The organism is Arthrobacter sp. C2 (genome assembly GCA_024207135.1).
GTDB lineage: Bacteria > Actinomycetota > Actinomycetes > Actinomycetales > Micrococcaceae > Paeniglutamicibacter.
This window is the reverse complement of the sequence record CP042428.1, coordinates 832,146-857,397: the sequence shown is the minus strand read 5'-3', so window position 1 is coordinate 857,397 and position 25,252 is coordinate 832,146. Positions and strand designations below refer to the sequence as shown.

Sequence of the window (25,252 nt, the reverse complement as noted above, 5' to 3'; positions counted from 1 at the left end):
CGTGGGCTGCGCGTCGGATGCCGATTGCCTCACACCCGCCCACGCCCGGACCGGGCGTGCCACGCCCTGACCGGGCGTGGCACGCCGGGAGCCGGGCTAGCCGCGGAAGGTGACCAGCTTGCGGTTCACGAACTCCTCCATGCCGTACTTGCCCAGCTCCCGGCCGACGCCCGAGCGCTTCACGCCGCCGAAGGGCAGCTCGGCGGCGGACCCGCTGGTCTGGTTGATCGAGACCATGCCGACCTCCAGCTGCCGGGCGATTGCGTGCGCCCGGTCCATGTCCTGCGTCTGGATCGAGGCGCCCAGCCCGTAGGCCGAGCTGTTGGCCAGGGCCACCGCTTCCTCGTCGCCGGAGACCTTGTAGAGCACGGCCACCGGGCCGAAGAGCTCCTCGGCGTAGGCGCGCATCTGCGGGGTGACATCGGCCAGCACCGTCGGGGCGAAGAAGGACCCCTCGCCCTGAAGGGGAGCTCCGCCGGCGAGCACCGTCGCTCCCTTGTCGATGGCATCCTGCACCTGGGCCGCCAGGCCGTCCCGGGCCGCGGCGGAGGACAGCGGGCCGAGGAAGGTCTCCGGGTGTGCCGGGTCCCCGACCTTGATGCCGGCGACCGCGCCGGTGAAGTCCTCGACGAACTCGTCGTAGACCGAGGCGTCGACGATGATGCGCTTGGCGGCGTTGCAGGCCTGGCCGGTGTTGCCGAAGCGGCCCATCATGGCCTGTTTGGCCGCACGCTTCACGTTGGCGTCCTCCAGCACCAGGAACGGGTCGGAGCCGCCGAGTTCCAGCACGACCTTCTTCAGGTTGCGCCCGGCGATTTCCGCCACCGCGGAACCGGCGCGCTCGGAGCCGGTGAGCGAGACGCCCTGCACGCGGGGATCGGAGATAACATCGGCGACCTGGTCGTTGGTGGCGAACACGTTCACGTAGGCGCCCTCCGGGGCCCCGGCGTCGGCGAAGATCCTCTCCATGGCCAACGCGGATTCGGGGCACTGCGGGGCGTGCTTGAGCAGGATGGTGTTGCCGTTCATCAGGTTCGGCGCGGCGAAGCGGGCGACCTGGTAGTACGGGAAGTTCCACGGCATGATGCCCAGAAGCACGCCCACGCCCTCCTTGCGGATCACCGCGGTGCCGCCGGAGGCGACCTCCAGCTGCTCATCTTTGAGGAACTTCTCGCCGTTGGCCGCGTAGTACCGGTAGATCGACACGGTGATGTCGATTTCCTTGCCGGCCTGGAAGACCGGCTTGCCCATTTCGCGGGTGATGATCGCGGCCAGCTCGTCGCGGCGCTCCTCGTAGAGGTCCGCGACGCGGTCCAGCAGGGCCGCGCGGGTGGCGATCCGGGAGGTGTTCCAGGCACCGAAGGCCGCATGGGCGAGGCCCAGGGCCGCCTGGATGTCGGCATCGGTGGCCGTGGGGTAGGTCGCCTCGACGACGCCGGTGGCGGGGTTGGTGACGGCATAAACACTCATGGGCACTCCTTGGAACGGCAGAACAGGGTTGTCCTGCCACCGTATGCCACGTGTGCGCCCGATCACCAACCGGCCCCGGGCGCGGCGTGGCCGTCGCGGTGCCTCCACGCTAGCTTGCGGGCAGCACGCAGAATTCGTTGCCCGAGGGGTCCTGGTAGATGCGCCAGCGAAGCTCGCCCCAATTCGGGTGAAGTTCCCGCCCGCCGCGGGCAACGATTCCTGCCGCCACCGCCTCGGGGTCGTCGCCCGCTTCCAGGCGCACATCCAGGTGCGTCCGGTTCTTCGCCTCCGCCTTGGGCGCAGGTTCCTGGCACAGGGCCAACAGGGGACCGCGCCGCGAGTGGTGGCGAAGGGTCCGCGGGTCCTCGTCCAGCACGCTCCACCCGGTCAGCCAGGCCCAGAACCCGGCGTCCCTCTCGGGATCCGCGCTGTCCAGCGGGAGGGCGGCGATCGGCCCGGTGCCGCGGTAGGCGGCCCGGTCCTCCATCACACAGAACGCGTTGGATTCCGGATCTCCCAGCACCACCCACGGGACCTCGCCCTGCCCGATGTCCAGGCGTGTGGCCCCGAGCGCCAGTGCCGCCGCCACCACCGACTCCTGTTCCGGTCCGCCGCGCAGATCCAGGTGCAGCCTCACCGGGTCGCGCGGCGGCTCGGGAACCGGCTGGAAGCACAGATCCAGGGTGGGGCCGCCCGGGACGGACAGCCGGGTCTCAAACCCTTCGGGGGTGTCGGTGAGTTGTTCGCAGCCCAGCAGTTCCTGCCAAAACAGTCCGAGGCGCCGCGGGTCGACCGCGTCGAAAACGATGTTTTCCAGATACATGGGGCCAAGACTACCCCCGGAGTGAACCGGAAGCCCGGGCAACCGGCCTCCGCCCGGGGCTTGGGAGCGCCCCGGTCCCCGGAGCAATTTCATCAGGCCCGCAGCAACCGCACGTGGAAGGCCCCTTCGCCCTGTTGCGACTCGGCCACCCGGTAGCCGTCCGCGACCCAGTTTCCGGTGAACAGCCTTTCGCCGGCGCCCAACAGCACCGGGGCGAAGGCCAGGTGCAACTCGTCCACCAGCCCGGCGGCCACCGCCTCGCGCACCGTCGCCACACCGCCGCCAAGACGGATGTCGGCTCCGTGCGCGGCGCTGCGGGCCGCTTCGAGCGCTGCGGGCAACCCGTCGGCCACGAAGTGGAAGGTGGTGCCTCCGGACATCGGAAGCGGGTGGCGTGGATGGTGCGTGAGCACAAAGACGTCGTGCCCGTAGGGCGGGGATTCGCCCCACCAGCCGCGCCAGGAGGCCGCTTCGTCGTCGGCGTCCCAGGGTCCGCGGATGGGCCCGAACATGTTCCGGCCCATGACGGTGGCGCCGATCCCCGTATCCCCGGCGCGCAGCCACGCATCGTCCGTTCCGGTGCTGCCACCGGGTTCGCCGCTGCGTTCGTGCCAGCATGCGGTTGAGAACACCCATCCGTGCAGTTCTTCCCCACGCACGCCGAGCGGGTCGTCGATGCCCTGGTTGATGCCGGCGCCGTAGCCGTCGATCGAGACGCTGAAATTGTGGACCCTGACCTTTGACATGGTGTCCTCGCTTGACCGTCGTTGTTGCTGACAGGCGCGGGCCTGCCTGTGTCCGCCACCAGCATAGGACTAGACACCGGTCCAGCCAAGCAGCGAGACCCCCGTCGCTTTGGTGATGTCCAGAATGTGGGGCGCCAGTGGTGTCGCATGGGAAGAAATCCATTGGCCCGGACACACGACGTCGTCGCGCCGAACCATTCTGTCAGTGGCAATCGGTAGTATCCGGAAGCATGGAGAAGCCACTGCAGCCCCTATACGACGACGACCATTGCGAAGTGAGCCGAGAAGTTTTTTGGGGCCAAAAGGAACTGGGGCAGGACCTCGGAATCACGGCCGTCCATGTGGGCGACCTGCTGCGCTCGGTGGGCCTGCTGATGCCAGAGGCGAAAGATGCGACACCGGAAGCCTTGGACTCTAAAGCCGCAGTATATGTAACCGTCAAGACTGCCGAGGGATTCCACCGGTATCCACGATGGAACAAGGATCTGGTGCTGGGACCCCTGGCTCAGGCTTTGAGGGGCATGCCAAAGCCGCTGCCGCGAAACCGACCGCAAGCCAAACAGCCCAAGAATGTCACCAATTCCGGTCAATCATTGGTTGAGCGAGTCACCATGTTGGAACGCCGGTTGGAAACCCTGGAGCGTGCCGTCTGGGGCACCACTGCGAAGCCCTAACGCAAACGCCAATTTGACCGCACCTTGAATCGGGCTCTCCGGCGGAATAGCGTGTGCCCATGGACCTCTCTATTCAGATCACCGTCGACAGCGCCAACCCGCACCAGCAGGCCGTGTGGTGGGCCGAAACGCTCGGCTGGACCGTGGAACCCAGCGACCCGGACTTCATCCAGAAAATGATCGACGAGGGCCATGCCAGCGAGGACGAGACGTTGATCTTCGACGGCGAGCTCGCGTGGCGCAGCGGGGCCGGGATCTGCCCGCTGGACCAGCTGGGGAAGGTGCCGCGCCAGCGGATCCTCTTCCAGCTGGTGCCCGAGGCCAAGACCGTGAAGAACCGGGTCCACCTCGACCTTGACCTGGGCGACATCGAGGAGGTGCGCGGCAAGCTGTTGGCCCGCGGGGCCACGTTCCTGCACGCGGCCGCGCAGGGCCCCTTTACCTGGTACACGCTGGCCGACCCGGAGGGCAACGAGTTCTGCATCCGCTAGGCCCTCCCGTGGACCTATCCAAAACCGCCATGCCAAACTGGAAGTTGCCGCCATGAAGATTGCAGTGCTGGGAACCGGCACCGTCGGACGCACGCTCGCGGCGCGCCTGGCCGAGCTCGGGCACGACGTCACCGTCGGCACGCGCGACCCGGCGGCGACCACCTCGCGCACCGGGCCCGGGGCCATGGGCGCCGCGCCGTTTGCAGACTGGGCGGCGGGGAACCCCGGCATCTTCCTGGAGTCCTTCGCCGACGCCGCTGCCAGCGCGGAGCTGGTCGTCAACGCCACCCACGGGGCCGCCTCCCTGGACGTGCTGGCCCTGGCCGGGGCCGGAAACCTTGGGGGAAAGATCATCCTGGACGTTGCCAACCCGCTGGATTTCGGCCACGGGATGCCGCCGACCCTCCTGGTCAAGGACAGCGATTCGCTCGGGGAGCAGATCCAGCGCGCCCATCCCGCGGCCCGCGTCGTCAAATCCCTCAACACCCTCACCGCCGGGCTGATGGCCTACCCGACGCGGTTGCCCGAACCGGGCACGGTCTTCGTCTCCGGGAACGATTCCGACGCCAAGGACACCGTCACCGGGCTCCTGGCCGACCTCGGCCACCGGGACGTGATCGACCTGGGCGACATCACCACCGCACGCGGGGCCGAAATGCTCATGCCGATCTGGTTGCGGCTCTGGGGCGCGCTGGGGACCTCGGAGTTCAACTTCATGATCATCCGCTGAGCCGCGGCGAGCGCGCCGGCCGGGCTCCGGGGTCCGGCGGGCGCGCTGTTCCCGGAAATTCCCGAAGCTAGCCGGCGCTCAGGGCCTGGGCGGCCAGGGAACGGGCGAGGGAGTCGCGTTGCTCAAGCAGGATCCGGCGCAGCGCCCGCGGGGCGTCGGGGTTCTGTTCGAGCCAGGCATCCAGCCGGGCCATGACCGGGTGCACGCCGTCGCCGGCCAGGTCCTGGGCGGCGGGGAAGAGCCCGGAAATCACGCGCGTGGCCATGCCGATGCTCATCGACTCCCAGATGCCCTCGAGCGCCGGCCAGTACTCCTCGTAGTGCCCGTCGAGCAGCTCGTGGGGCCCGAGCAGGAAACCGGCGGCGGTCGCGGAGACCGCCTCGTTGGACAGGGCGGAGCCATCGGCGTCCACCCCGGTGAGCACCGCGTGGAACGCGGCCTGCTTCACGGCAGGCTGCGGGCGCGCGGCCAGCGCCAGCAGGCGCCCGGCGGTGGCCACGGCCGAGGGGTGCGCGGCCGCGTCGGCCTCGAGCCGGGCCAGGGAAGCCTCGTCCAGGGTTCCGCCGGCGGCCTTGGCCGCCCACAGGGCCCAGCGCAGTTCCTCGTCAAGTTCCAGGCCCGCGAAGCGTTCCTCGCCGGCGAGCAGGGAATCGACGATGTCCCCGGCAACCGAGCCGCGGGCCAGCACGGCCAGGGCGCGGGCCGCGGCGACCTGCGCGTCGCTTCCCGGTGCGGCACGATCCAGCCATGCGGTGATGGCCTCGGCCAGGGCCCGGCGCTCGGCATCCCGCAGCTCCGGGGGCAGGTAGTGGTTGATGGCGGTGGTCGCCTGGGCGAGCAGCTGCGCGAAGACCGAGACCTCGGTGACCGACTCGGCGTGGGCGCGCACCGCGGCCAGGAACTCGGGGGCCGGAAGCTTTGCGTCGCGCACCATGTTCCACAGCGCGGCCCAGCAGGTGGCCCGGGCCAGCGGATCGGCCAGCGTGCCCAGGTGGCCCAGCAGCGTGGCCAGGGAGACCTCGTCGAAGTCCACCATGGCGTAGGTGTCGTCCCCGTCGTTGGGCAGGATCAGGTCCGGGCGCTCCGCCCCGGCCAGGAAGGGCAGGTCCACGCCGCTTCCGGCCAATTCCACCCGGTGGGTTGCGGTGCGGGCCAGGGCGCCATCGATGATCTTGAACAGGCCCATGTTCAGCACGTGCGGGTGGGTGATGGGGGTCCCGGTGATCGGGTCGGTGCCCGATTGGGTGAGCGTTGCGGCGGTGATCTTCCCGTCGGACAGCTGCAGGTCCAGGCCCAGGCGCGGGACCCCGGCGGTCTTCAGCCAGGCGTCGGCCCACGCGCCCATGTCGCGGCCCGAGGCCGCCTGAAGGGCGGAGAGGAAGTCGGTGAGCGTGGTGTTGGCGTATTCGTGGGCGCGGAAATAGGTGCGCGCGGCGTCGCGGAAGGCGTCGGCCCCCACGTAGGCGGCCAGCTGCTTGAGCACGGATGCGCCCTTGGCGTAGGTGATGCCGTCGAAGTTCTGCTTCGCTGCCTCCAGGTCGGTGATGTCCGCGACGATGGGGTGCGTGGAGGGCAGCTGGTCGGCCACGTAGGCCCAGCCCTTGCGCCGGTTGGCGAAGGTGGTCCAGGCAGTGGTGAATCCCGTGGCCTCGGCGTTGGCAAGGGTCCCGATGTAGTCGGCGAAGGACTCCTTGAGCCACAAGTCGTCCCACCAGCTCATGGTGACCAAGTCGCCGAACCACATGTGCACCATCTCGTGCATCAGCGTGTTCGAGCGCTGCTCGTGCTGCGCCTCGGTCGCCCGCGAGGTGAAGAGGTAGTGCTCGGTGAAGGTGACCAGCCCGGGGTTTTCCATGGCGCCGAGGTTGTATTCGGGCACGAACGCCGAGTCGTATTTGCCCCACGGGTAGGGGTAGTCGAAAAGCTCGTGGAAGTAGTCCAGCCCGGTGCGGGTCAGCTCCAGGATGTTTTCCGGATCGAAGTGCTCCGCGAGCGAGGCGCGGCAGGTGGCGTTCAGCGGGATGACCAGTTCCGTGCCGTCATCCAGGGTGCGGGTGTAGGTATCGGTGGCCACGAAGTAGGGTCCGGCGAGCACCGTGGTGATGTAGGTGGAGATCGGCAGGGTCGGGGCGAAGTGCGTGGTCGCGGTGCCGTCGCCGTGTTCCTCGACGCGGGCGGGGGCCTGGTTGGACCCGACGTGCCAGCCTTGCGGTGCGCGCACGACGAAGGTGAAGGGCGCCTTGAGATCGGGCTGCTCGAAGTTTGCGTAGACGCGGCGGGCATCTGCGGGTTCGAACTGGGTGTAGCAGTAGGTCTGCCCGTCGGCCGGGTCCACGTAGCGGTGCAATCCCTCGCCGCTGCGCGAGTACCGTGCGTGCCCGTCGATGATGAGCGTGTTGGGGGAGTCCGCGCCCTGGAGAAGGTCTCCAAGGTAGATGCGGGAGCCGGAGACGGCCTGCCCCGGGTCGACGGGGGCGCCGTTGAGCGTGATCGACTCGATGGATTCGTGGATGAAGTCCAGGAAGGTGCCGGTGGTGCCGTGGGCCTCGAGCACCAGCGTGGTCCTGGAGCGGTATCCGGTCACGGCCGGGTCCTGCGCGGCCGAGAGGTCGAGCTCCACCCGGTAGGAGAGCACCTTCAGGGTTTGGGCGCGCCATGCCGCCTCGTCGCGCGTGAGGTTTTCGTTCGGGCCCGGGGTTCTGGTCATGTGATCCACCAGACCATTCAAACATGAAACGAGCGTTTGACAATGTCCGGGTGCCGGGCCCGCGTATTGGCCGCAGAGGGAACGTGCGCCGCCTCGTGGCCGGCCGTCGAGCGGCGGCCGGCCACCGGGCGCATCAAGCTCCTACCAGGGGGAGGGCTCGTAGTCCTTCAGGAAGCAGCCGTAGAGGTCGATGCCGCGTTCCCCGTCGACGATCGGCTGGTAGACGCGGGCCGCTCCGTCGATCAAATCCAGCGGCGCGTGCCAACCCTCGGCAACCATGCGGACCTTGGAATCGTGCGGACGCTCGTCGGTGATCCACCCGGTGTCCACCGCCGACATGAGGATCCGGTCCGTCTGCAGCATTTCCTCGGCGCTGGTGCGCGTGAGCATGTTCAGCGAGGCCTTGGCCATGTTGGTGTGCGGGTGCCCGGCGCCCTTGTAGCGGCGGGAGAACTGCCCTTCCATGGCCGAGACGTTCACGATGTACTTGCGGTGCGCGTCCGAGGCCGCCAGCGCCGGGCGCAGGCGCGAGGCCAGCAGGAAGGGAGCGGTGACGTTGCACAGCTGCACCTCGAGCATTTCCAGCGCGTCCACGTCGCCCAGGATCTGCGTCCAGGAGTTCTCGGTGACCACGTCCGGGACCATCCCGCCGGCATCGATCGCGGTGCCCGCGGCAATGCGCTCCAGCGTTGCGGAGCCCGCGGTCATGGCCAGGTCGGCCACGGCCTGCGCGTCGTAGTTGGTCGGGGTTGCCGGGACCAGCAGCGCCGAGTCCTCCAGGCGGAAGGCGCTGGCCAGGGCCTTGGGGTGCTCGGAGGGGGGATTGGCCTCGCCCCAGACCTCCGGGCCGCCGTGCGCGAACTCGAGCTCGGCCGGCAGCGGCTGGTTTTCGGATTCGATCAGGTGTAGGTAGGAGTTCGAGGTGCGGCGCACGGTCTGCGCGGCATTGTTGATCAGGATGTCCAGCGGGCCCTCGGCGGCGACGCGGTCGGCCAGCGAGATCACCTGGGAGGGATCGCGCAGGTCGATGCCGACGATGCGCAGGCGGTGGATCCAGTCCGCGGAGTCCTCCAGCGCGGCAAAGCGGCGTGCGGCATCGCGCGGGAAACGCGTGGTGATGGTGGTGTGGGCGCCGTCGCGCAGCAGGCGCAGGGCGATGTGCATGCCGATCTTGGCGCGCCCGCCGGTGAGCAGGGCACGCTTGCCGGTCAGGTCCGCCCGGGCATCGCGGCGCTCGCGTCCGGCCGCGGCGCACTCCGGGCACAGGTAGTGGTGGAAGGCGTCCACGGTGGTGTAGCGCTGCTTGCAGATGTAGCAGCCGCGCGGCTTGATGTATTCGCCGGCGGTGTGCTCGTCGGTCGGGGTGCTCAAGTCCAGGCCGAGGGTCTCGTCGTCCAGGCGCTGCGGGGAACCTGTGGCGGTGCGCTCGACCACGGCGCGGTCGGCGGCGTTGATGGCCGATCGCTTCTCGTTCTTGCGGTGCCGCTTGGCGGACTTGAACATCTTGCCGGTGGCCCGGCGCACCGCGATGTGCCGTTCGTCCTCGGCGTCCAGCCGGTGCACCTGGCCCAGCACCTTCAGTGCCGTCTCAAGTTCCTCGGCGGTGAAAAGTTCGTCATTGCCGGCCGCATCGGCCGCAGGATAATTCTCAGTCATGTCGCCATCAAGTCTACCGGCAGTGCCTCATCACGGTTTCGGTCGACCGGAAAACCTGCAAGCCCAGTCGGGCAGTGCGTGGCGATCCCCAACCGGAACCATGCCTTGGCGTGACGGTTCAGGCCACACGGCGACGCCTCGGATCCCGGATCAACAAATCAAAAGAGTCCTATGGGGTGGGCTGATTGACGGTATAGCGCAGCCAAACGACGCTGTCGCCGAGGTCTTCAACGCTGCTCAGCCGCAAAGCGACGGGACTGACAGAACTATACGGTTCGCGGGCTGTAAAAAAGCGAGGGGCATTAGGGTCGCCATTCGCAATTGGGGCCAACACCATGCTGACTTCATCCACCAGGCCCTGCTGGAGGAACGACCAGTTGATGGTGCCGCCACCACCGACCATGAGGCGTTTGATGCCAAGGTTGGCGAGTTTGGTCAGCATGATGCCGTAGTCGACTTGATCGGTGCCTGCGATGATGTACGAGATTTTCTTCCGGCGCAGGAAGTCCTTGTAGGCGTTGCTTGCCTGGTCGGTGAGCACGTCAAGGAAATGTGCGGGGACGCCACCGTAACCGAATGTATTGGTTTCCCACGCGAGCTCCCCACGAGGGTCGATGGAAATGTAGTACATGCCTGCATCGGGCTCGGCTATGAAGTCCCCGGCCGGGACCTGCGCGGCGTGCTCGTCCACATCGGGGACCTTGTAGTGGGTGATGTTGTCTTCCGTGGAGGTCTTGCCGTTCAGGTAGGCATCCACGTTGAGCACCTGCTTGCCGGGGGTCAACGACAGGTCTTGATAGAGCTGGCTGCCGGCTTCGAATGCGGGCAGGTCCATTCCGTCGATGTTTCCGTCGATTGAGGTGTGCGTGTGGATGATGACGAATGGGCGTTCCATGTTGTCCTTTTTCTCGGAAGTTCTCTGCTTCGGTGCGCCGAATCAGTCGATGGCTTGCTCGCCCGTTTCTCGCGGTGCAGTTGATTCTGTTGCCGTCGAAGGCAGGTCTGGCGCGGTTTTGGGAGTCTCTGTCCTGCGCTTTTGGAAAGGATTCAAGGGTGTTCCTCACCGAGCGGGACCACGGGACCTCACCGACTAGAGGGGTGGGTCAGGGGTTGGGGACGGCAGCCAATGCGAAATGGATCAGCGTCCTGTCCGGTAGCGCGCGCAGCGCACCCAAGTCGTAGTCGAATCGTCCCATGCGCACGAGTCCGGGCCATTTCCCGGGGCTGCCGTAGTACAGGACCAGGCCCTGGGCTGGGGCGTAGTAGCCGATTTCACCAGGGCCGGGAGCATCCGCGTGGGGCACACCATCCAGGCCAAGTGCCTGGTCGAGGGTCGCGACTTTCTCGACCGCGTTGAAATCGTTGAATTCGAGATCGAGGGGCAGCAGCCCAGCCAGTTCGCGTGCCACCGGATGGTCATACAGTTGGGCGTCAACACGGTTTCCGTTGATGGCCAGTTCGATCTTCATGCAGATGCGTCCTTTGTTCGATCGTGTTGGTTGGTCTTTGGAAGCCCTGTGGCGGGACCAGTTATCCGTGCCGATGCCCGAGAGCACCTTGTTGGGAGGTTCCGTCCTAGTCTGAGCGGTACCGCTGCCGGGGCTTCACCGTACAAGGCCGACGGAATGCGCGTCGGACCTTGGTCTTCGTTGTCGGGTTCAGCGGTCGGTTGGCGCCTCGGCGACGGTGGAGGTGGCCTGTATGCCGTACTCGGTCGCTGCCCACGAGGCGAGCAGCCGCATTGCCTGTTCGGAGCTGGAACCGGGCTCTGCGGCATAAAGTGTGAGGGTCAGGCCGGGTTCGGCTGCCATTTCCAGGCCTTCGTACGCCAGTGTGATTTCACCGACGACCGGGTGGTGGAAGGTCTTGGAACCTGCCCCGTGGTGGCGGACGTTGTGCGCGCTCCACCGCCGCCGAAAATCGTCGGATCGGGTGCTGAGCTCCCCAATGAGGTCGTGGAGTTCCTTGTTGTGTGGATCGCGCGAAGCTTCGGTGCGCAGGATGGCGACGGTGACCTCGGCGAAGAGTTCCCAATCGGGGTAGAAATCGTGGGCCCGGGGATCGAGGAACGTGTACCTGGCGATGTTTGGCGCCTGGCCCGGCATATCGAAAACATCCTTGTAGAACGCGCGGGCCAAGGGGTTCACCGCGAGGATATCCATGCGTCCGTTCCGGACGAACGCCGGCCCCGCCGTGACGGCGTCGAGCACCCATTGCAGGGATTGGTGTGCGAGCCAGGTCTTGGGGTTTCGTCGCCGCGGAGGTCTGGCTACGGGGCTCGCCGCCTGTGCGAGGTCGAAAAGGTGTGCACGTTCCGCATCATCGAGCTGCAACGCCTTGGCGAGGGCGTCGAGGATCTCGGGGGAGACGCCGCTGATAGAGCCGCGTTCGATGCGGGTGTAGTACTCGATGCTGACACCAGCCAAGGTGGCGACTTCGTTTCGTCGCAGGCCCTTGACCCTCCGGTTGTTGCCGGTTGGGAGGCCGACCTGTTTCGGGGTGAGTTTGTCCCTACGCGACGAAAGGAACTCCCGCACTTCTGCTCGATTATCCATGCTTCCACGGTAGACGAGACCCCGGCTCCGAGGGAGTCCCTTGCGGTACCACCATCAACAGGGGCTCCGTCCAGCGGTCGATTCGTGGTGTCGTTGAATCGATAAAAGATCCGATTACAAAGAGGATCACCTCTCATGCGCGGAGTCATCATGCACGCACCCGGCGATGTACGCGTCGCCGTACGCGAACAACCCGCCATCGTCCACCCCACCGATGCAGTGATCCGGGTTACTGCTTCCTGCGTCTGCGGTTCCGACCTGTGGCCGTACCGCGGAGCCGACGATGCGGCGGATAGCCCCATGGGTCACGAGTACGTCGGCGTGGTCGAGGAGATCGGCGCGCAGGTGTAGTCCGTCAAGCCCGGGGACTTCGTTGTCGGCTCGTTCATGGCATCAGACAACACCTGTGAGATCTGTCTGGCCGGGTACCAGTCCCGCTGTGTCCATGTCGAAATCATGAGCATGATCGGCACCCAGGCCGAATTTGCCCGGATCCCACACGCCGACGGCACCCTCGTGGCGACCCCGTCCATGCCCGAGGATGACCTCATCCCCTCGCTATTGGCCGCCTCCGATGTGTTGGGCACCGGTTGGGTTGCCGCCGTGGCCGCCGAGGCAAGCCCTGGCAAGACCGTGGCCGTCGTCGGTGACGGCGCCGTCGGACTGCTAGGGATCATGGCATCCAAGCAACTCGGCGCCACACGCATCATTTCCATGTCCCGCCATGCCGACCGCCAGGCCCTCGCCCGCGAATTCGGAGCCACCGATATCGTCGAGGAACGCGGCGACGCCGGGGTTGCCCGCATCGAGGAACTCACCGGTGGCTACGGCGCGCACAGCGTCATGAGGCCGTTGGAACGCAGGAATCCATGATGCAGGCGATCCGGTCCACCCGCCCCGGCGGCCACGTCGGCTATGTCGGGGTTTCCCACGACGAGCAGCTGCCCGGCGAGGAGTTGTTTTCTCCGGCGTGCACCTGCACGGCGGCCCCGCCCCAGTGCGCCGGTTCCTGCCCGAACTGATCCAACTGATCTGGGACCGCAAGATCAACCCCGGCAAGGTCTTCGACCTGACCCCCCCCGCTGGATGACGCCGCCGAAGGCTACAAGGCCATGGACGAACGTCGCGCCATCAAGGTCCTCTTCCAGCCTTGACCGCTCTCTGCGGCGTAAGCAGCGCATACGCTTCCGCGTCCACTCACTGGGTGATGGGCATGGCGAAATTGGCAGCCCTGGATTCCGCGGCCGAGGGGTTCAAGATCAATGCCATCTACCCCGGCATTGTGGAGACCCCGATGATGGACCTGTTTTCCGGCGATATCGCCGAAACCCGCGCCCTAATCGTCGGCGGAGGGTAAACGGTCGGACCCTGAAAACAGAGTCGGCACACGAGTCATCAAATCCAACATGAACACTGAATAAGGAACAACCTCGAGTATCTTTTCCCCCATCACCCTCGGTGACCTCGACTTGCCCAACCGCCTCGTCATGGCCCCGCTCACCCGTTCCCGGTCTGGCCGCGACGGCGTACCCGGAGAGATCGTCGCCGAGTACTACCGGCAGCGCGCTTCCATGGGGATGCTGATCACCGAAGGCATCTACCCCAGTGCTGACGGACAGGGTTTCGTGCGCCAACCGGGACTCGAAACCCAGGCGCAGATCGATGGCTGGCGCAAGGTCACCGACGCTGTCCACGCGGAAGACGGACGTATCATCGCCCAAATCATGCATGCGGGGCGTGTTGCCAACTCCGGCATCACGGGCCAGCAGGCAGGGGCCCCCAGCGCCATCGCCATCCACGGACAAACCAGGACCTATGAGGGAAAGATCCCCTACGAGGTCCCGCGTGCCCTGGAAACGGACGAACTGCCGGTAATCATTGCGGATTTCGTCCAGGCTGCCCGCAACGCCATCGCGGCAGGCTTCGACGGCGTGGAAATCCATGGCGCCAATGGCTATTTGCTCCACCACTTCCTGGCTCCCTCGGCCAACCACCGAACCGATGGCTACGGAGGAACGCCGGAGGACCGTGCACGGCTCACCATCGAAACGGCATCGGCCGTCGCCCGGGCCATCGGAGCCGACAAGACCTGGCTGCGGATCTCACCGGAAAACACCATCGAGGACGCGCTGGACAGCGACCCCATCGACGCCCTGGCCACCTTCCTGGCCGTGGCCGCAGGCATCGCCCCGCTGGGACTGGCGGGCCTGAGCATCCTGCACACGGACCCCTCCGGCTCACTCGTCCAGCAGGTGCGCACCCGATTCGGTGGGAGAATCATCCTGAACACCGGATTCAACTCGGTGACGTCCCTGCAGGATGCACGGAATCTCACTGAGGGTGGTTGGGCCGATGCCGTGGTCGTGGGCAGGCCGACACTTGCCAACCCGGACCTCGTCCGCAGGTAGCAAGAAGGGCTTCCGCTGAACGAACCCGACCACACCACGTTCTACACCGAAGGCCCCAAGGGCTACACGGACTACGCCGCGTGGCAGAAATCACACCAAGGAAGTCAACCATCGACACGTTTTCCTTCCCATCCATGAGCCAAAGGAGACTCGTCCAAGGGACGATTCGATCAGCTCCACTGCTGGATCGAGGAGAAAAATCGTCGTCGTCTTCGTGCTGTTCATTCTGGTACTCGGATTGGTCGCTGTCATCGAACGCTCCGTCCTCGGCAGCCTGCGTGGCGCGCCAGTCGGTGAACTCGCTGCCGGGCAGATCCCGAATGGCTGGGCACCACTGAAAGAAGAGGCTGCCGAGGAGCGCCCCGCCGGGGGAGAGAGCGGTCGCCGCGCCGGGCGGTGCCCGAGCACTCCAATCACCGGATTGGGCAGGCTCCATGACCGGCCTCTCCCTGTGTGGCTCTTACCGGCTGCATGGCGATCGGACAGAACCACGCTGAGGCCCTCATCATGAGTCGGCCCGTTCGGTTTGCTCCGGGAGTGGTTCCCGATCGGGTCAACGGTGCCCATGGCCCACTCTGGGTATACGGCCGTTTGCCGATCCACCCCTTGCCGACGAAGGGATCACTGCCGGTACCCCTCACAACGTGGACTCCCACGGCGGGCGAACCTGCTGTTTGATGGAGATTGAACAACCAACAATCCACGCGCCGGCGGCGCCAGCAGCCACAGCAAGCAGGAAGAAACGACCTTGACGAAAGAAACCTTCTCGAGCCGCGCCGAAAGCGACGGCGCCACGCCGGGAATCGGCGCGGGAGCAACGAAACTTGCCGAAGCGATGCCAACGGCGGCCGCGATCCCGCGGGTTCCGGGCGATCGACTGCCACTGGCTGCATTGCTCGTCATGGCGCTCATGGGCTTCATCCTCATTGCCACCGAAACCATGCCAGCGGGCTTGCTGCCTCAGATCGCCAGCGGACTGGGCATTGCCGAGGCCACCGCGGGTCAAATGGTCAGCGCCTACGCGCTGGGCACCGTGGTCCTCACGATCCCTGCCATTGCGCTGACCCGCGGGATGCGGCGCAAGCCCGTTTTCCTCGTAGCCATCCTGGGCTTTCTGGTGGCGAACATCGTCGCGGCCGGCTCGGAGGACATCATTCTTTCCCTGTCGGCCAGGTTCGTTGCCGGAGCCTTTTCCGGGTTGGCGTGGGGAATGATGGCCGGTTACGCGCGTCGAATCTCCGCCCCGAAGTTCGCCGGAAGGGCCCTGGCCATTGCCTCGATCGGCACGCCGCTCGGGTTGGCCGTGGGCACGCCCCTCGGGTCGTGGCTGGGCACAACCTTTGACTGGCGCTTCTCCTTCTGGGCACTGTCCGCCTTGACGATTCTCACCGGGTTGCTCGCACTGGCGATCGTCCCCGATGCCCCCGGCCAGCGCGCGGAATCCCAAATCCCGATGCTCCGCGTGTTCTCCATCCCCGGGGTATCGGTGATCCTCGTGGTCATTTTTGCGTGGATGCTGGCGCACAACACCGTTTACACCTACATCGCCTCCTATCTGCGGACGACAAGTGAGTCCATCTCGGTGGACGTGGCCCTGGTGGTGTTCGGGGTGTCAGCCCTGGTTGGCATCTGGATCACCGGAACCCTCATTGACCGGGCACCGCGGCCCCTGGTCCTGGCCAGCCTCTCCCTCTTCCTGATCGCGGGCGTCATCTTCATCGCCGGAAGCCAGTCGCTGATCGCCGTGCTGGTGGCCCTTGCCCTCTGGGGAATTGCCTTCGGCGGAGCGGCACCACAACTGCAGAGCTCCATCAGTGCAGCCAGTGGAGAGAACGCCGATATCGCAAATTCCCTGCTCGGGGTCGCGTTCAACGTCGCCATCTTCTTCGCTGGCATTATCGGTGCCGTTTTGATCAGTTCCGCCGACGGTACGCTCCTGCCCATCCTGATGGTTGCCCTGGCAGCCGTTGCCCTGGCCCTCGTCTTCATGGCACGTCGTTATGCCTTCCCTTCTGCCCGCTAGCCTCCGTGGAAGCGAGTTAGTCGCGCAGCACCCGCCGCACCAAACACCGCCTCCAACCGACCAGACAACAGGAGACACGACGAATGCGTAGAAACCACATCACCGCCGGATCTCTGGCGCTGTTGCTGGCCCTGACCGGATGCGCCCAGACCGGTGACGCCACACCTTCGACCCCGGTAACGGGCACGGAGCCAAGCTCCCTCTCCGCGACCAGCACGTCACAGCCGTCCGCATCGATGCCCGCGACAAGCCCGACCACGTCCGCGCCTGAATCAACGGCCACGGAAACAGCCGCCGAGCAGTTGCCCGTCGTGCGTTTCACCTCGGGGCAGACGTCCATCGATGTCACCATCAAGCCGGAGAACCCCACCGCCAGGGACTTCCTCTCGATGCTCCCGCTCACCGTACCTGTCGAGGAATTCGCGGGGCGGGAGAAGATCGCCAACCTGCCCCGGGAGCTGGTGACCGAAGGTTCTTCGGGCTCGGACCCGGTAGACGGCGACCTGATCTACTTCAAGCCGTGGGGAAACCTCGGTTTCTACTACAACACCGCGGGCATTGACTTTTCGGACCAAACCATCCATCTCGGGACCTACGAAGCCACGGGCGAACAATTGGAGCTCCTCGAAGGCAGTGACATCACCGTCGCCCGTCTCGACTAGGGCAGGCACTTCGGCCACCCTAGAACCATCACAAGAAACTCGGAACGCCCAGGAGAAAACCTTGAAGAACCTACGAGCAGCATCGGTGCTGGCCGCCGGCCTGGGGTTCAGCTTTCTGCTGACTTCATGCACACCGACACCTCCGGCCCAGCCCTCGCCGCCGGCCACCTCATCGGATGGACCGTCAACGCCGTCGCCATCAACGTACTCGTCGGCGGAACCGGCCGGAGCTGCGGCACCCACCGGCACTCCGCGGGTGGTCAGCAGCGGCATTCAGGCCCCCTGGTCCGTGGTGTTCCGTGACGGCAAGGCCTTGGTCAGTGAACGCGACAGCGCCCGCATCCTCGAACTGGCCAAGGACGGGAGCTCCCGTGTCATCGGGACGGTTCCAGGGGTGGCCGGCGCCGGCGAGGGCGGCCTGCTGGGCCTGGCGGTCGATGACCATGGACGGCTGTACGTCTACTCGACGGGTGCCGGGGAGAACCGCATCCAACGCTTCGATATCACCGGCGAGTCCGGGGCGCTGGCGCTGGGCGCTGCCGATTCGATTCTTGACGGGATCCCCTCGGCGAGCTACCACGACGGAGGACGCCTCGCCTTTGGCCCGGACGGTATGCTCTATGCCACCGTGGGAGACGCCGGGCAGGCCGACCAAGCACAGGACCTGGATTCGCTGGGCGGCAAGATCCTGCGGATGAGCGCCGACGGGGATGTACCCAATGACAATCCGTTCGACGGTTCCCTGGTCTACAGCTATGGGCACCGCAACCCACAGGGACTTGCGTGGGCGCAGGACGGGACAATGTTTGCAACAGAGTTCGGGCAAAACACCTGGGACGAGCTGAACATCATCAGCGCCGGCGCCAACTACGGGTGGCCGACCGTCGAGGGCATCGACGACGCCGAGGGCTTCACTAACCCGGTGCAGCAGTGGACCCCTGATGCGGCCAGCCCCAGCGGCATGACGCACATCGATGGGACCCTGTTCATCGCCAACCTGCGCGGATCGGTGCTGCGCGCGGTGCCCGTCGCTGACCCCGCCACGTCAACCGACCACTACGTCGGCGAGTACGGTCGCATTCGGGATGTCACGGTAACCCCGGACGGGGAGCTGTGGTTCCTCACCAACAACACCGATGGCCGCGGGACGCCGGGTCCCGAGGACGACCGCATCCTCGGCGTGGATCTGGAACAAGAGTAGAAGTCTGTGCCCTCGCCCTGTATTCCAGCCCGTCAAGTGCGTTCGAAGCGCGGAAGAAATTGCATAGAGGAATCTCGCGGATATGACATGGCCGACTGGCGCCGATGGGGGCAGCTACATGCTGCTGTGTCGGGTAACGACCGTAAATGGACGCGTCCATCCTTAGCATCGGATATGTGACGAATTCACGAGCTACTCGGTTGTCGGCCATGCGTCGAGGTGTCCGTTTCGCCGGGCCTGCAGCACCCTTTCGTTCCCATATGAAGCGTGTTGAGGAGGTCCGGTTCGGGTACGGCATCAGCAGTTTGCTTGTTACCGTCTTTGTCGCTGACAACCGTTTTCGGCACGATGGCGCTAGAACCGTGAACCGGACGGGTCCCGCATCGGGCACCAAGATCACGATTCCAGCCAGCATCAAGTGGCTAAAAAGGGATCCAACATCCGGCTTCCTGATGATGGTGCGGCCAGGAATTCATCCTTGAGTGGCCGCCGTTGAAAACGGAATTCGCTTCGCTGAACTACACCAGCCAGGCGCCGTGTCGCCTGCGCGCCGCGCGACGCTTGAAGTAACCGGCGATCAATCCACCGGCCAGGAGGATGACCCCTGCGGCAAAAAGTCCGACGTACATGCGTAATTGGTAGGGGCCGCCGGCAAAATCGCTGAACGGTTCGGGGCCGGAAATGATCCACGACTTGCGCTCGGCTTCTCCATGGATGAACAGATACAGGGCAACGGGGCTGGCCATGAGGAGAAGTCCCCATCCGAACAAGATTCCTGCTGCAAAACCTCGACTCTTGCGCATTCGTGGCCCCCCGTTCGTGTCAGTCCATTCAACCACGATGAGGCCGGCAGTCAACGGCCTACAAAGAATGGTTGACCTGTGGTGAAAGGGAACCGGCACGGCGTTCCTCTGACGGGGAAACGAAGGCGGGGTTGGACAACTGGTGTCCAACCCCGCGTCATGGCCCCGGAGGCAGCGCGGAAGCTGCATCCGCGGCAGGAAAACTAGCCCTGGTTCTTGGCCTTCAGCTCCGCCAGGCGGGCTTTGATCTCGGACGCCGCCGGGGCGTCCTCAAGCTGCGCGGCGGCAGGTGCCTGTTCCAGGATGTTCTTCTCGGCCTTCATGGCCGCCAGACGTGCCTCGACCTCGGTGGACTCGCCCAGATCCTCCAGGGAGGCAAACTGCGCATCCAGGGAGGAAGAAGCAAGCTCGGCCGCACCGCGCACGCGCGCTTCGTCGGAGCGGATCTTGGCTTCGAAGCGCCCGATCTCGGAGGTCGGGTCGCTCATGTCCAGGGCCTTGACCGCGTCCATCATCTGGCCCTGGGTCTTGGCGTTGCGGGCGCGGGCCACCAGCTCGTCGCGCTTGGCCACCAATTCCTGGCGCTTGGTCGACATGGTGTTCAGGCCGGTCTTGAGCTGCTCGACGACCTGGCGCTGCGAGGCGATGTTCGGCTCGGCGTTGGCAGCCTGCTTCTCGCTGGACATCTGGCGCTGGATGGCCACGGTGGCCAGCTTGTTGAACTTCTCGGCGTTGGCGCCGTCGCCGGCGGCCGCGTATTCCTCGGCCTTGTTCGAGGCGGCCAGTGCCTTGGCGCCCCACTCGCGGGCGTCGTTGACCGCGGTCTTGTAGTCGTCCTCAAGCATGCGCAGGTTGCCGATGGTCTGGGCCACCGCGGTTTCGGCCTTGGCAATGTTGTCGGAGTAGTCACGCACGTTCTGGTCCAGCATCTTCTGCGGATCTTCCAGCGCATCCAATGCCGCGTTGGCGTTGGACTTTCCGATGCGGAACAGTCGTGCAAAAATCGAGTTCTTCTTCATGGGGGGAGCGTTGCCCTTTCATAAGCCGCGTTGGAATAACTCTATGCGACAGGCGGCCCCGACTGAACCCGGGACCAAGGATTCCCGGCAGGTCGAGGGGCGTGCGCGTCGCGCGGAACGGGACGGATCCGCGGCCATCCGGTGGATCGGGCGACCAGGGATTGTTGCCTCGGCGCGTGGCAACTGCTTGGGTGGAACCATGACCCCTGCACCGAGCTCCGTGATCTGGCCCGTCGTTCACCGGGAGCGCCTGGCCCTGGCCGACGACCTCGAAAGCCTGGCGCCCGGGCACTGGGAGACGCCGTCGCTGTGCCCCGGCTGGTCCGTGCACGACGTGCTGGCCCACCTTGTCGACTCCGCCAAGACCACCCGGCTGGGATTCATCCGCCGCATGTTCGCTGCGGGCTTCAACTTCGACCAGGACAATGCCGTGGGACTCGCTAGGGAACGCTGCGCGGACCCGGCACGGACGCTGGCCGGGTTCCGCACGGTGCTCACGCGAACCAGCACCCCGCCGGCGGCCTTGCCCACCCGCCTGGTGGAGGCGTTCGTGCACGGGGAGGACATTCGCCGTCCACTGGGCCTCCGGAGCGACTACCCAGCCGCACACGTGGCCACGGCGTTGGAATACCAGGTGCGGACCAGCACCAAGATGGGCGGCGGCAAGGAACGCGCCGCCGGGTTCCGGCTGGTTGCCACGGACACCGGGTTCGAGCACGGTTCCGGGGACTTGATGGTCCGCGGCCCGGCGATTTCCTTGCTGCTGGCCGTTTCCGGCCGCCCCCTGGCGGTGGATGAAGTCTCCGGACCGGGTGCGGCGGCCTTCGCGACGCACGCAGGATCCTGAAGCAGGTTCGGAAGTCCTTGATCCACGGGGATCAACTACGGAACGCGCCTGATACGGGCCCCCAAAGGATCAGGGAAAGCCAAACGGGGAGTGCGGTGCGGACCGAAGGGCAGTCGATTGCCTGTTGGTCCGCGCCGCACTCCCCGTCGGGGATGGGTGCCCGGGCTACTTCTTGGCAGACGCGTGGTGCGCGGCCTTCTTGGCGGCCTTCTCGCGCGCGATCAGCACCTTCTCGTCAACCGGGGCATCGGCACTGGCACGCAGCTTGCGGTAGTACTGGGCGGCCTCATCCTGGCGTTCGGCTTCCCCTCCGTCGGCGATCTTCGCGCGCAGGTGCTCCGGACCGTAGCCGAAGGCATCGACCAGGTCCTGGGCGTGCGGGCGAAGCCGGGCGAGCAGGATGTTGATGTAGCCGGTGAGCGTGCGGGCCCGCTGCATCGACAGGCGCCCATTCATCAGGTACCAGCCGAGGTTCTCCTCGATGAGGGTCAGCGCGTACACGTCGCGCAGCCAGGTCAGCACCGTGCGGGTCCCGGCGTCGGAGGTGTTGCCCAGGGCCGTGGTGAAGGCCTCCCAGCGCAGCAGCTCGCCGTGCGCGCGGGCCGCGGCGATCAGCGCGTCCTGCTTCTCGTTGAAGGCGGCGGCGGAGGCCGCGCGGTCCTTGGTGTTGACCCCGCGCAGCGCGTCGGCGATCTCAGCGACCATGGTGTTGATCCGGTCGGTGAGTAGGGCGCGCTGGTTGGATTCGTCCTTGAAGAAGTTGGCGCTCTTGCGCTCATCCCCGGTGTCCGCGAACGCCTGGCCGACCGAGCGCAGCCCGGTGCGGTGCAGCGCAACGTTTTCGGCCTGCTTGACCACGTAGCGGGCCAGCACCCCGGCGTCGAGCTTGCGGAATTCCTGCCCGTAGTCGGTCAGCAGCCGCTTGCCCACCAGCTGCAGCAGCACGTTGTTGTCGCCCTCGAAGGTGACGTAGATGTCCAGGTCCGCGCGCAGGGCGGTGAAGCGGTTCTCGGCAATGAATCCGGCGCCGCCGCAGGCCTCGCGGGCCTCCTGCAGGGTGTCCAGTGCGTCCCAGGTGCTCAGCGGCTTCAGGGCTGCGGCCAGGGTCTCAAGGTCCTGGCGGTCGGCGTCGGTGTCGGTGGCCCCGGAGAAGACGTCGTCGAACTTCGCCAGCAGTTCCTCGTGGGCGAAGGACGCGGCGTAGGTGCGGGCCAGGCGGGGGATGAGCCGGCGCTGGTGGCGCTGGTAGTCCATGATGTTCTCCTCCTGGATGTCGGAGGAGGCGTTGAACTGGCGGCGCTGGTTGGCGTAGGTGACCGCGATCTGCAGGGCGATCTTGGAGGCGGCCGTGGCGGCGCCGTCCAGCGAGACGCGGCCCTGGACCAGGGTGCCGAGCATGGTGAAGAAGCGGCGGCCGGGGGAGTGGATGGGCGAGGAGTAGGTGCCGTCCGCGGTGACGTCGCCGTAGCGGTTGAGCAGGTTGGTGCGCGGGATGCGGACGTTGGTGAAGTGCAGCCGTCCGTTGTCGATGCCGTTCAGTCCGCCCTTGAGTCCGTCGTCCTGTCCGCCGATGCCCGGCAGGAAGCCGTTCTCGTCCCGGATGTCGACGTAGAAGGCGTGCACGCCGTGGTTCACGCCGCCGGTGATGAGCTGGGCGAAGACCACCGCGGCCTTGCCGTGGACCCCCGCGTTGCCCAGGAATTCCTTCCATGCGGCCTTGAAGGGGGTGTTGATGACGAATTCCTGCGCCTGGTCGTCATAGGTGGCGGTGGTGCCGATGGAGGCGACGTCCGAGCCGTGCCCGATCTCGGTCATCGCGAAGGCCCCGGGGATTTCCAGGGACATGATGCCCGGCAGCCACTTGTCGTGGTGTTCGGCGGTGCCCAGGTGCAGCACCGCGCAGCCGAACAGGCCCCACTGGACGCCGGCCTTGATCTGCAGGGACGGGTCGGCGGTGACCAGTTCCTCGAAGCTGGCGATGGAGCCGCCGTGGTTGTCCTGCCCGCCCAGGCGCGCGGGGAAGGCCCGGTGCACGGCCTTGGCGTTGACCAGTTCGTGCAGCTGGGTGAAGACGCGTTCGCGGTGTTCGTCCATGGTCAGCCCGGGGGTTCCGCGCAAGGCCTCGGTGCCGGCCAGGGCGCGGGCTTCCTTGCGGATCTCCGCCCAGCGGCCCAGCAGCTGTTCGCCGAGGGATGCCACGTCGATGGTGACGTCGGCGGTGTCGAGGGTGATTTGTTCCTGGGTCACTGGCGTATCTGCCTTTCGGTTGTGCTGCCCTCGCGGTGCGGGGGAACTGACGCTGGATTTCTTGGATGTTTGGTGGTCGTCTTGCCGTGGGGAAGGAGCTTGCGGGCTAGGGGAGGTCGAGCGAGGCCTGGGACGCGACGCCGTGGGTGAGCCACAGGGTCAGGCTCCGGGCGAGTTCCTCGATGCCGGGGCGCCCGGGGCCTTCGGGTGCGCGCAGCCACAATTCGCCGGCGGCGCGGACCATGCCGATCGATGCGCGCGGCCAGAGCTCGAGGGCGGGGCTGGCCCGCTCCCCGGGCCCGACGCCCATGTAGGCGTGCATGCGTTCGCGCATCATCGTTGCCAGGTCCTCGAAGAAGTCGTTCAGTGCCCCGTCGCGGACCTGCCCCCCGGCACCGGCCGGGTCGGTCAGCACGTCCGTTGCGGGGCTGGCGGTGACGAAGAAGTAGATGTTCGGGGAGGTCGCGGCCATCCGCAGGTAGGCCAGCACCATGGCGTGCAAGGCGTCGCCCTCGCCGCTGGACTTGAGGGCCGCGGCGATCACCTCGGTGCGGAAGTTGGTGATGACGTACTGGCCCAGCGCCTGGCGCAGTCCCTCCTTGTCGCCGAAGTAGCGGTAGAAGACGGACTTGGAGGTGTTCGCCTGCGCGGCGATCTCCTCCATGGAGGCGCCGGGGCCCAGCCGGTGGATCGTGTGCCGAGCGAGCTTGATCAGTTCCAGGCGCCGCGCGGCCCGGTGGGCATCCCAGCGCACCGAGCGGCCATCGCCTGGTGCTTGCATCGGGGTGCCCGCGGTGTCGGGGGCTTGAGGGTTGTTCACGATACCCAGCGTATCAGGTACGCTGGGTATCAGTAACTCACCTCACATCTGCCCCCAGGAGCAACCACAGCATGTCCGACCAGACCCAAGCCATTCGCCCGGCCGTCATCATCGGCGGAAACCGCATCCCCTTCGCCCGTTCCAACGGCGCCTACTCCAAGGCCAGCAACCAGGACATGCTCACCGCCGCACTTGACGGGCTGATCGCCCGCTTCGGCCTGCAGGGCCAGCGCCTCGGCGCAGTATCCGCCGGAGCGGTGCTCAAGCACTCCAAGGACTTCAACCTGGTGCGCGAATCCGTGCTCGGCACCTCGCTCTCGGCCCGGACCCCGGCCTACGACGTCCAGATGGCCTGCGCCACCGGCATGGAAGCCATCGGCTCGCTGGCCAACAAGATCAAGCTGGGCCAGATCGACTCGGGCATCGGCGGCGGCGTGGACACCACATCGGATGCCCCGATCGCGGTCTCCGAGGGCCTGCGCGCGGTCCTGATGGATCTTTCCCGCGCCCGCACCACCGGCGCGAAGCTCAAGGCGGTCTCCAGGTTCCGCCCGCGCGATTTGGCACCGAACGCGCCGGGCACCGGCGAACCGCGCACCGGCCTGTCGATGGGCGACCACCAGGCGATCACCACCAAGGCCTGGAACATTTCCCGCACCGCCCAGGACGAGCTCGCCCTGGCCAGCCACAAGAATCTCGCCGCCGCCTACGAGCGGAACTTCTTCGACGACCTCATCACCCCGTTTGCCGGGGTCTCGAAGGACACCAACATGCGCGCGGATTCCAGCCTGGAAAAACTCGCCACGCTCAAGCCGGCCTTCGGCAAGAACCTGGGCGCCGAGGCGACGATGACCGCCGGCAACTCCACCCCGCTGACCGACGGGGCCTCGGTGGTGCTGCTGGGCTCGGAGGACTACGCCCGCGAGCACGATTTGCCGATGCTGGCGAACTTCGTGGACTTCGAGGCCGCCGCAGTGGACTTCGTGCACGGGGCCGAGGGGCTGCTCATGGCGCCAACGTATGCCGTGGCCCGCATCCTGGAGCGCAACAACCTCTCACTGCAGGACTTCGACTTCTACGAGATCCACGAGGCCTTCGCCGGCACCGTGCTGGCCACGCTGGCCGCCTGGGAAGATGCCGAATTCTGCAAGAACAAGCTCGGCCTTGACGCCCCGCTGGGGGCCATCGACCGTTCCAGGCTCAACGTCAACGGCTCCTCGCTGGCCGCCGGGCACCCGTTCGCCGCCACCGGCGGACGCATCGTGGCCTCGCTGGCGAAGATGCTGCATGAGAAGGGATCGGGCCGCGGCCTGATCTCCGTGTGCGCCGCCGGCGGGCAGGGCGTCGTGGCGATCCTGGAGGCACGCTGA

At 66.4% G+C, this 25,252-nt stretch carries 21 protein-coding genes and 2 pseudogenes; 11 read left to right on the top strand and 12 right to left on the bottom strand.

The annotated features are described in order from the left end of the window. Positions 1 to 96: 96 nt before the first annotated feature. From FPY90_RS03950 to FPY90_RS03940, 3 genes are all read right to left on the bottom strand, one after another. Positions 97 to 1,470 carry an NAD-dependent succinate-semialdehyde dehydrogenase gene (locus FPY90_RS03950; RefSeq protein ID WP_498683947.1) on the bottom strand — a complete coding sequence of 458 codons (1,374 nt, stop codon included), beginning with the start codon at positions 1,468 to 1,470 and terminating at the stop codon, positions 97 to 99. A gap of 109 nt (positions 1,471 to 1,579) precedes the next feature. Next, a complete protein-coding gene (locus FPY90_RS03945; protein WP_498683945.1) occupies positions 1,580 to 2,293 on the bottom strand; it encodes a VOC family protein in 714 nt (237 codons plus the stop codon). Positions 2,294 to 2,385: 92 nt separating this feature from the next. Next, entirely contained in the window at positions 2,386 to 3,039 is a 654-nt protein-coding gene (locus FPY90_RS03940; RefSeq protein ID WP_498683943.1) for a dihydrofolate reductase family protein, read from the bottom strand. A 230-nt stretch (positions 3,040 to 3,269) separates the two neighbouring features. Here FPY90_RS03940 and FPY90_RS03935 point away from each other — a divergent pair, with 230 nt between their 5' ends. From FPY90_RS03935 to FPY90_RS03925, 3 genes are read left to right on the top strand one after another with little or no spacing between them, the layout of a single operon-like run. Next, on the top strand, positions 3,270 to 3,713 hold the full coding sequence (locus FPY90_RS03935) for a hypothetical protein (protein ID WP_498683942.1): 444 nt from the start codon (positions 3,270 to 3,272) through the stop codon (positions 3,711 to 3,713). A gap of 59 nt (positions 3,714 to 3,772) precedes the next feature. Beyond that, positions 3,773 to 4,204, top strand: a complete 432-nt coding sequence (locus tag FPY90_RS03930; RefSeq protein ID WP_498683940.1) for a VOC family protein — start codon at positions 3,773 to 3,775, stop codon at positions 4,202 to 4,204. 52 nt (positions 4,205 to 4,256) lie between these two features. Then, positions 4,257 to 4,934 (top strand): NADPH-dependent F420 reductase, encoded by a 678-nt coding sequence (locus FPY90_RS03925; protein WP_498683938.1) that lies wholly within the window; start codon positions 4,257 to 4,259, stop codon positions 4,932 to 4,934. Positions 4,935 to 5,001: 67 nt separating this feature from the next. Here FPY90_RS03925 and pepN read toward each other — a convergent pair whose 3' ends face one another. From pepN to FPY90_RS03900, 5 genes are all read right to left on the bottom strand, one after another. Further along, positions 5,002 to 7,641 (bottom strand): aminopeptidase N, encoded by a 2,640-nt coding sequence (gene pepN / locus FPY90_RS03920; RefSeq protein ID WP_498683937.1) that lies wholly within the window; start codon positions 7,639 to 7,641, stop codon positions 5,002 to 5,004. A 141-nt stretch (positions 7,642 to 7,782) separates the two neighbouring features. After that, positions 7,783 to 9,297 (bottom strand): SDR family NAD(P)-dependent oxidoreductase, encoded by a 1,515-nt coding sequence (locus FPY90_RS03915; RefSeq protein ID WP_071214970.1) that lies wholly within the window; start codon positions 9,295 to 9,297, stop codon positions 7,783 to 7,785. A gap of 169 nt (positions 9,298 to 9,466) precedes the next feature. Continuing rightward, positions 9,467 to 10,192 (bottom strand): dihydrofolate reductase family protein, encoded by a 726-nt coding sequence (locus FPY90_RS03910; protein WP_498683935.1) that lies wholly within the window; start codon positions 10,190 to 10,192, stop codon positions 9,467 to 9,469. 208 nt (positions 10,193 to 10,400) lie between these two features. After that, the gene (locus FPY90_RS03905) at positions 10,401 to 10,766 is read right to left on the bottom strand and encodes a cyclophilin-like fold protein (protein WP_498683934.1); all 366 of its coding nucleotides are present in this window, start codon (positions 10,764 to 10,766) and stop codon (positions 10,401 to 10,403) included. A 189-nt stretch (positions 10,767 to 10,955) separates the two neighbouring features. Next, positions 10,956 to 11,852, bottom strand: coding sequence for a helix-turn-helix transcriptional regulator (locus FPY90_RS03900; protein WP_498683933.1), 897 nt, complete (start codon positions 11,850 to 11,852; stop codon positions 10,956 to 10,958). A 135-nt stretch (positions 11,853 to 11,987) separates the two neighbouring features. On the opposite strand from FPY90_RS03900, the pseudogene FPY90_RS03895 reads away from it, so the two are divergent. The 6 genes and pseudogenes from FPY90_RS03895 to FPY90_RS03870 all read left to right on the top strand — a co-directional run bounded on the left by FPY90_RS03895 (position 11,988) and on the right by FPY90_RS03870 (position 18,146). After that, positions 11,988 to 13,006 (top strand): annotated as a pseudogene (locus FPY90_RS03895) (zinc-dependent alcohol dehydrogenase family protein). Between the two features lie 59 nt (positions 13,007 to 13,065). After that, entirely contained in the window at positions 13,066 to 13,209 is a 144-nt protein-coding gene (locus tag FPY90_RS03890; protein ID WP_498683932.1) for a hypothetical protein, read from the top strand. 130 nt (positions 13,210 to 13,339) lie between these two features. After that, a pseudogene (locus FPY90_RS03885) lies at positions 13,340 to 14,398 on the top strand (alkene reductase). 610 nt (positions 14,399 to 15,008) lie between these two features. After that, on the top strand, positions 15,009 to 16,283 hold the full coding sequence (locus FPY90_RS03880) for an MFS transporter (protein WP_498683931.1): 1,275 nt from the start codon (positions 15,009 to 15,011) through the stop codon (positions 16,281 to 16,283). A gap of 83 nt (positions 16,284 to 16,366) precedes the next feature. Next, positions 16,367 to 16,945, top strand: coding sequence for a cyclophilin-like fold protein (locus tag FPY90_RS03875; protein WP_498683930.1), 579 nt, complete (start codon positions 16,367 to 16,369; stop codon positions 16,943 to 16,945). Positions 16,946 to 17,006: 61 nt separating this feature from the next. After that, positions 17,007 to 18,146 carry a PQQ-dependent sugar dehydrogenase gene (locus tag FPY90_RS03870; RefSeq protein ID WP_498683928.1) on the top strand — a complete coding sequence of 380 codons (1,140 nt, stop codon included), beginning with the start codon at positions 17,007 to 17,009 and terminating at the stop codon, positions 18,144 to 18,146. Positions 18,147 to 18,664: 518 nt separating this feature from the next. Here FPY90_RS03870 and FPY90_RS03865 read toward each other — a convergent pair. Continuing rightward, entirely contained in the window at positions 18,665 to 18,892 is a 228-nt protein-coding gene (locus FPY90_RS03865; protein WP_498683926.1) for a hypothetical protein, read from the bottom strand. Positions 18,893 to 19,152: 260 nt separating this feature from the next. Next, the gene (locus tag FPY90_RS03860; RefSeq protein ID WP_498683924.1) at positions 19,153 to 19,968 is read right to left on the bottom strand and encodes a PspA/IM30 family protein; all 816 of its coding nucleotides are present in this window, start codon (positions 19,966 to 19,968) and stop codon (positions 19,153 to 19,155) included. Positions 19,969 to 20,167: 199 nt separating this feature from the next. Here FPY90_RS03860 and FPY90_RS03855 point away from each other — a divergent pair, with 199 nt between their 5' ends. Further along, on the top strand, positions 20,168 to 20,815 hold the full coding sequence (locus FPY90_RS03855; RefSeq protein ID WP_498683923.1) for a maleylpyruvate isomerase family mycothiol-dependent enzyme: 648 nt from the start codon (positions 20,168 to 20,170) through the stop codon (positions 20,813 to 20,815). 165 nt (positions 20,816 to 20,980) lie between these two features. Here the strand turns inward: FPY90_RS03855 and FPY90_RS03850 are convergent, their stop codons facing one another. After that, positions 20,981 to 23,062, bottom strand: a complete 2,082-nt coding sequence (locus FPY90_RS03850; RefSeq protein WP_498683921.1) for an acyl-CoA dehydrogenase family protein — start codon at positions 23,060 to 23,062, stop codon at positions 20,981 to 20,983. 106 nt (positions 23,063 to 23,168) lie between these two features. Continuing rightward, complete coding sequence (locus tag FPY90_RS03845; protein ID WP_498683919.1) at positions 23,169 to 23,882, bottom strand: TetR/AcrR family transcriptional regulator; 714 nt, start codon at positions 23,880 to 23,882, stop codon at positions 23,169 to 23,171. 71 nt (positions 23,883 to 23,953) lie between these two features. On the opposite strand from FPY90_RS03845, the gene FPY90_RS03840 reads away from it, so the two are divergent. After that, complete coding sequence (locus FPY90_RS03840; protein ID WP_498683917.1) at positions 23,954 to 25,252, top strand: acetyl-CoA C-acetyltransferase; 1,299 nt, start codon at positions 23,954 to 23,956, stop codon at positions 25,250 to 25,252.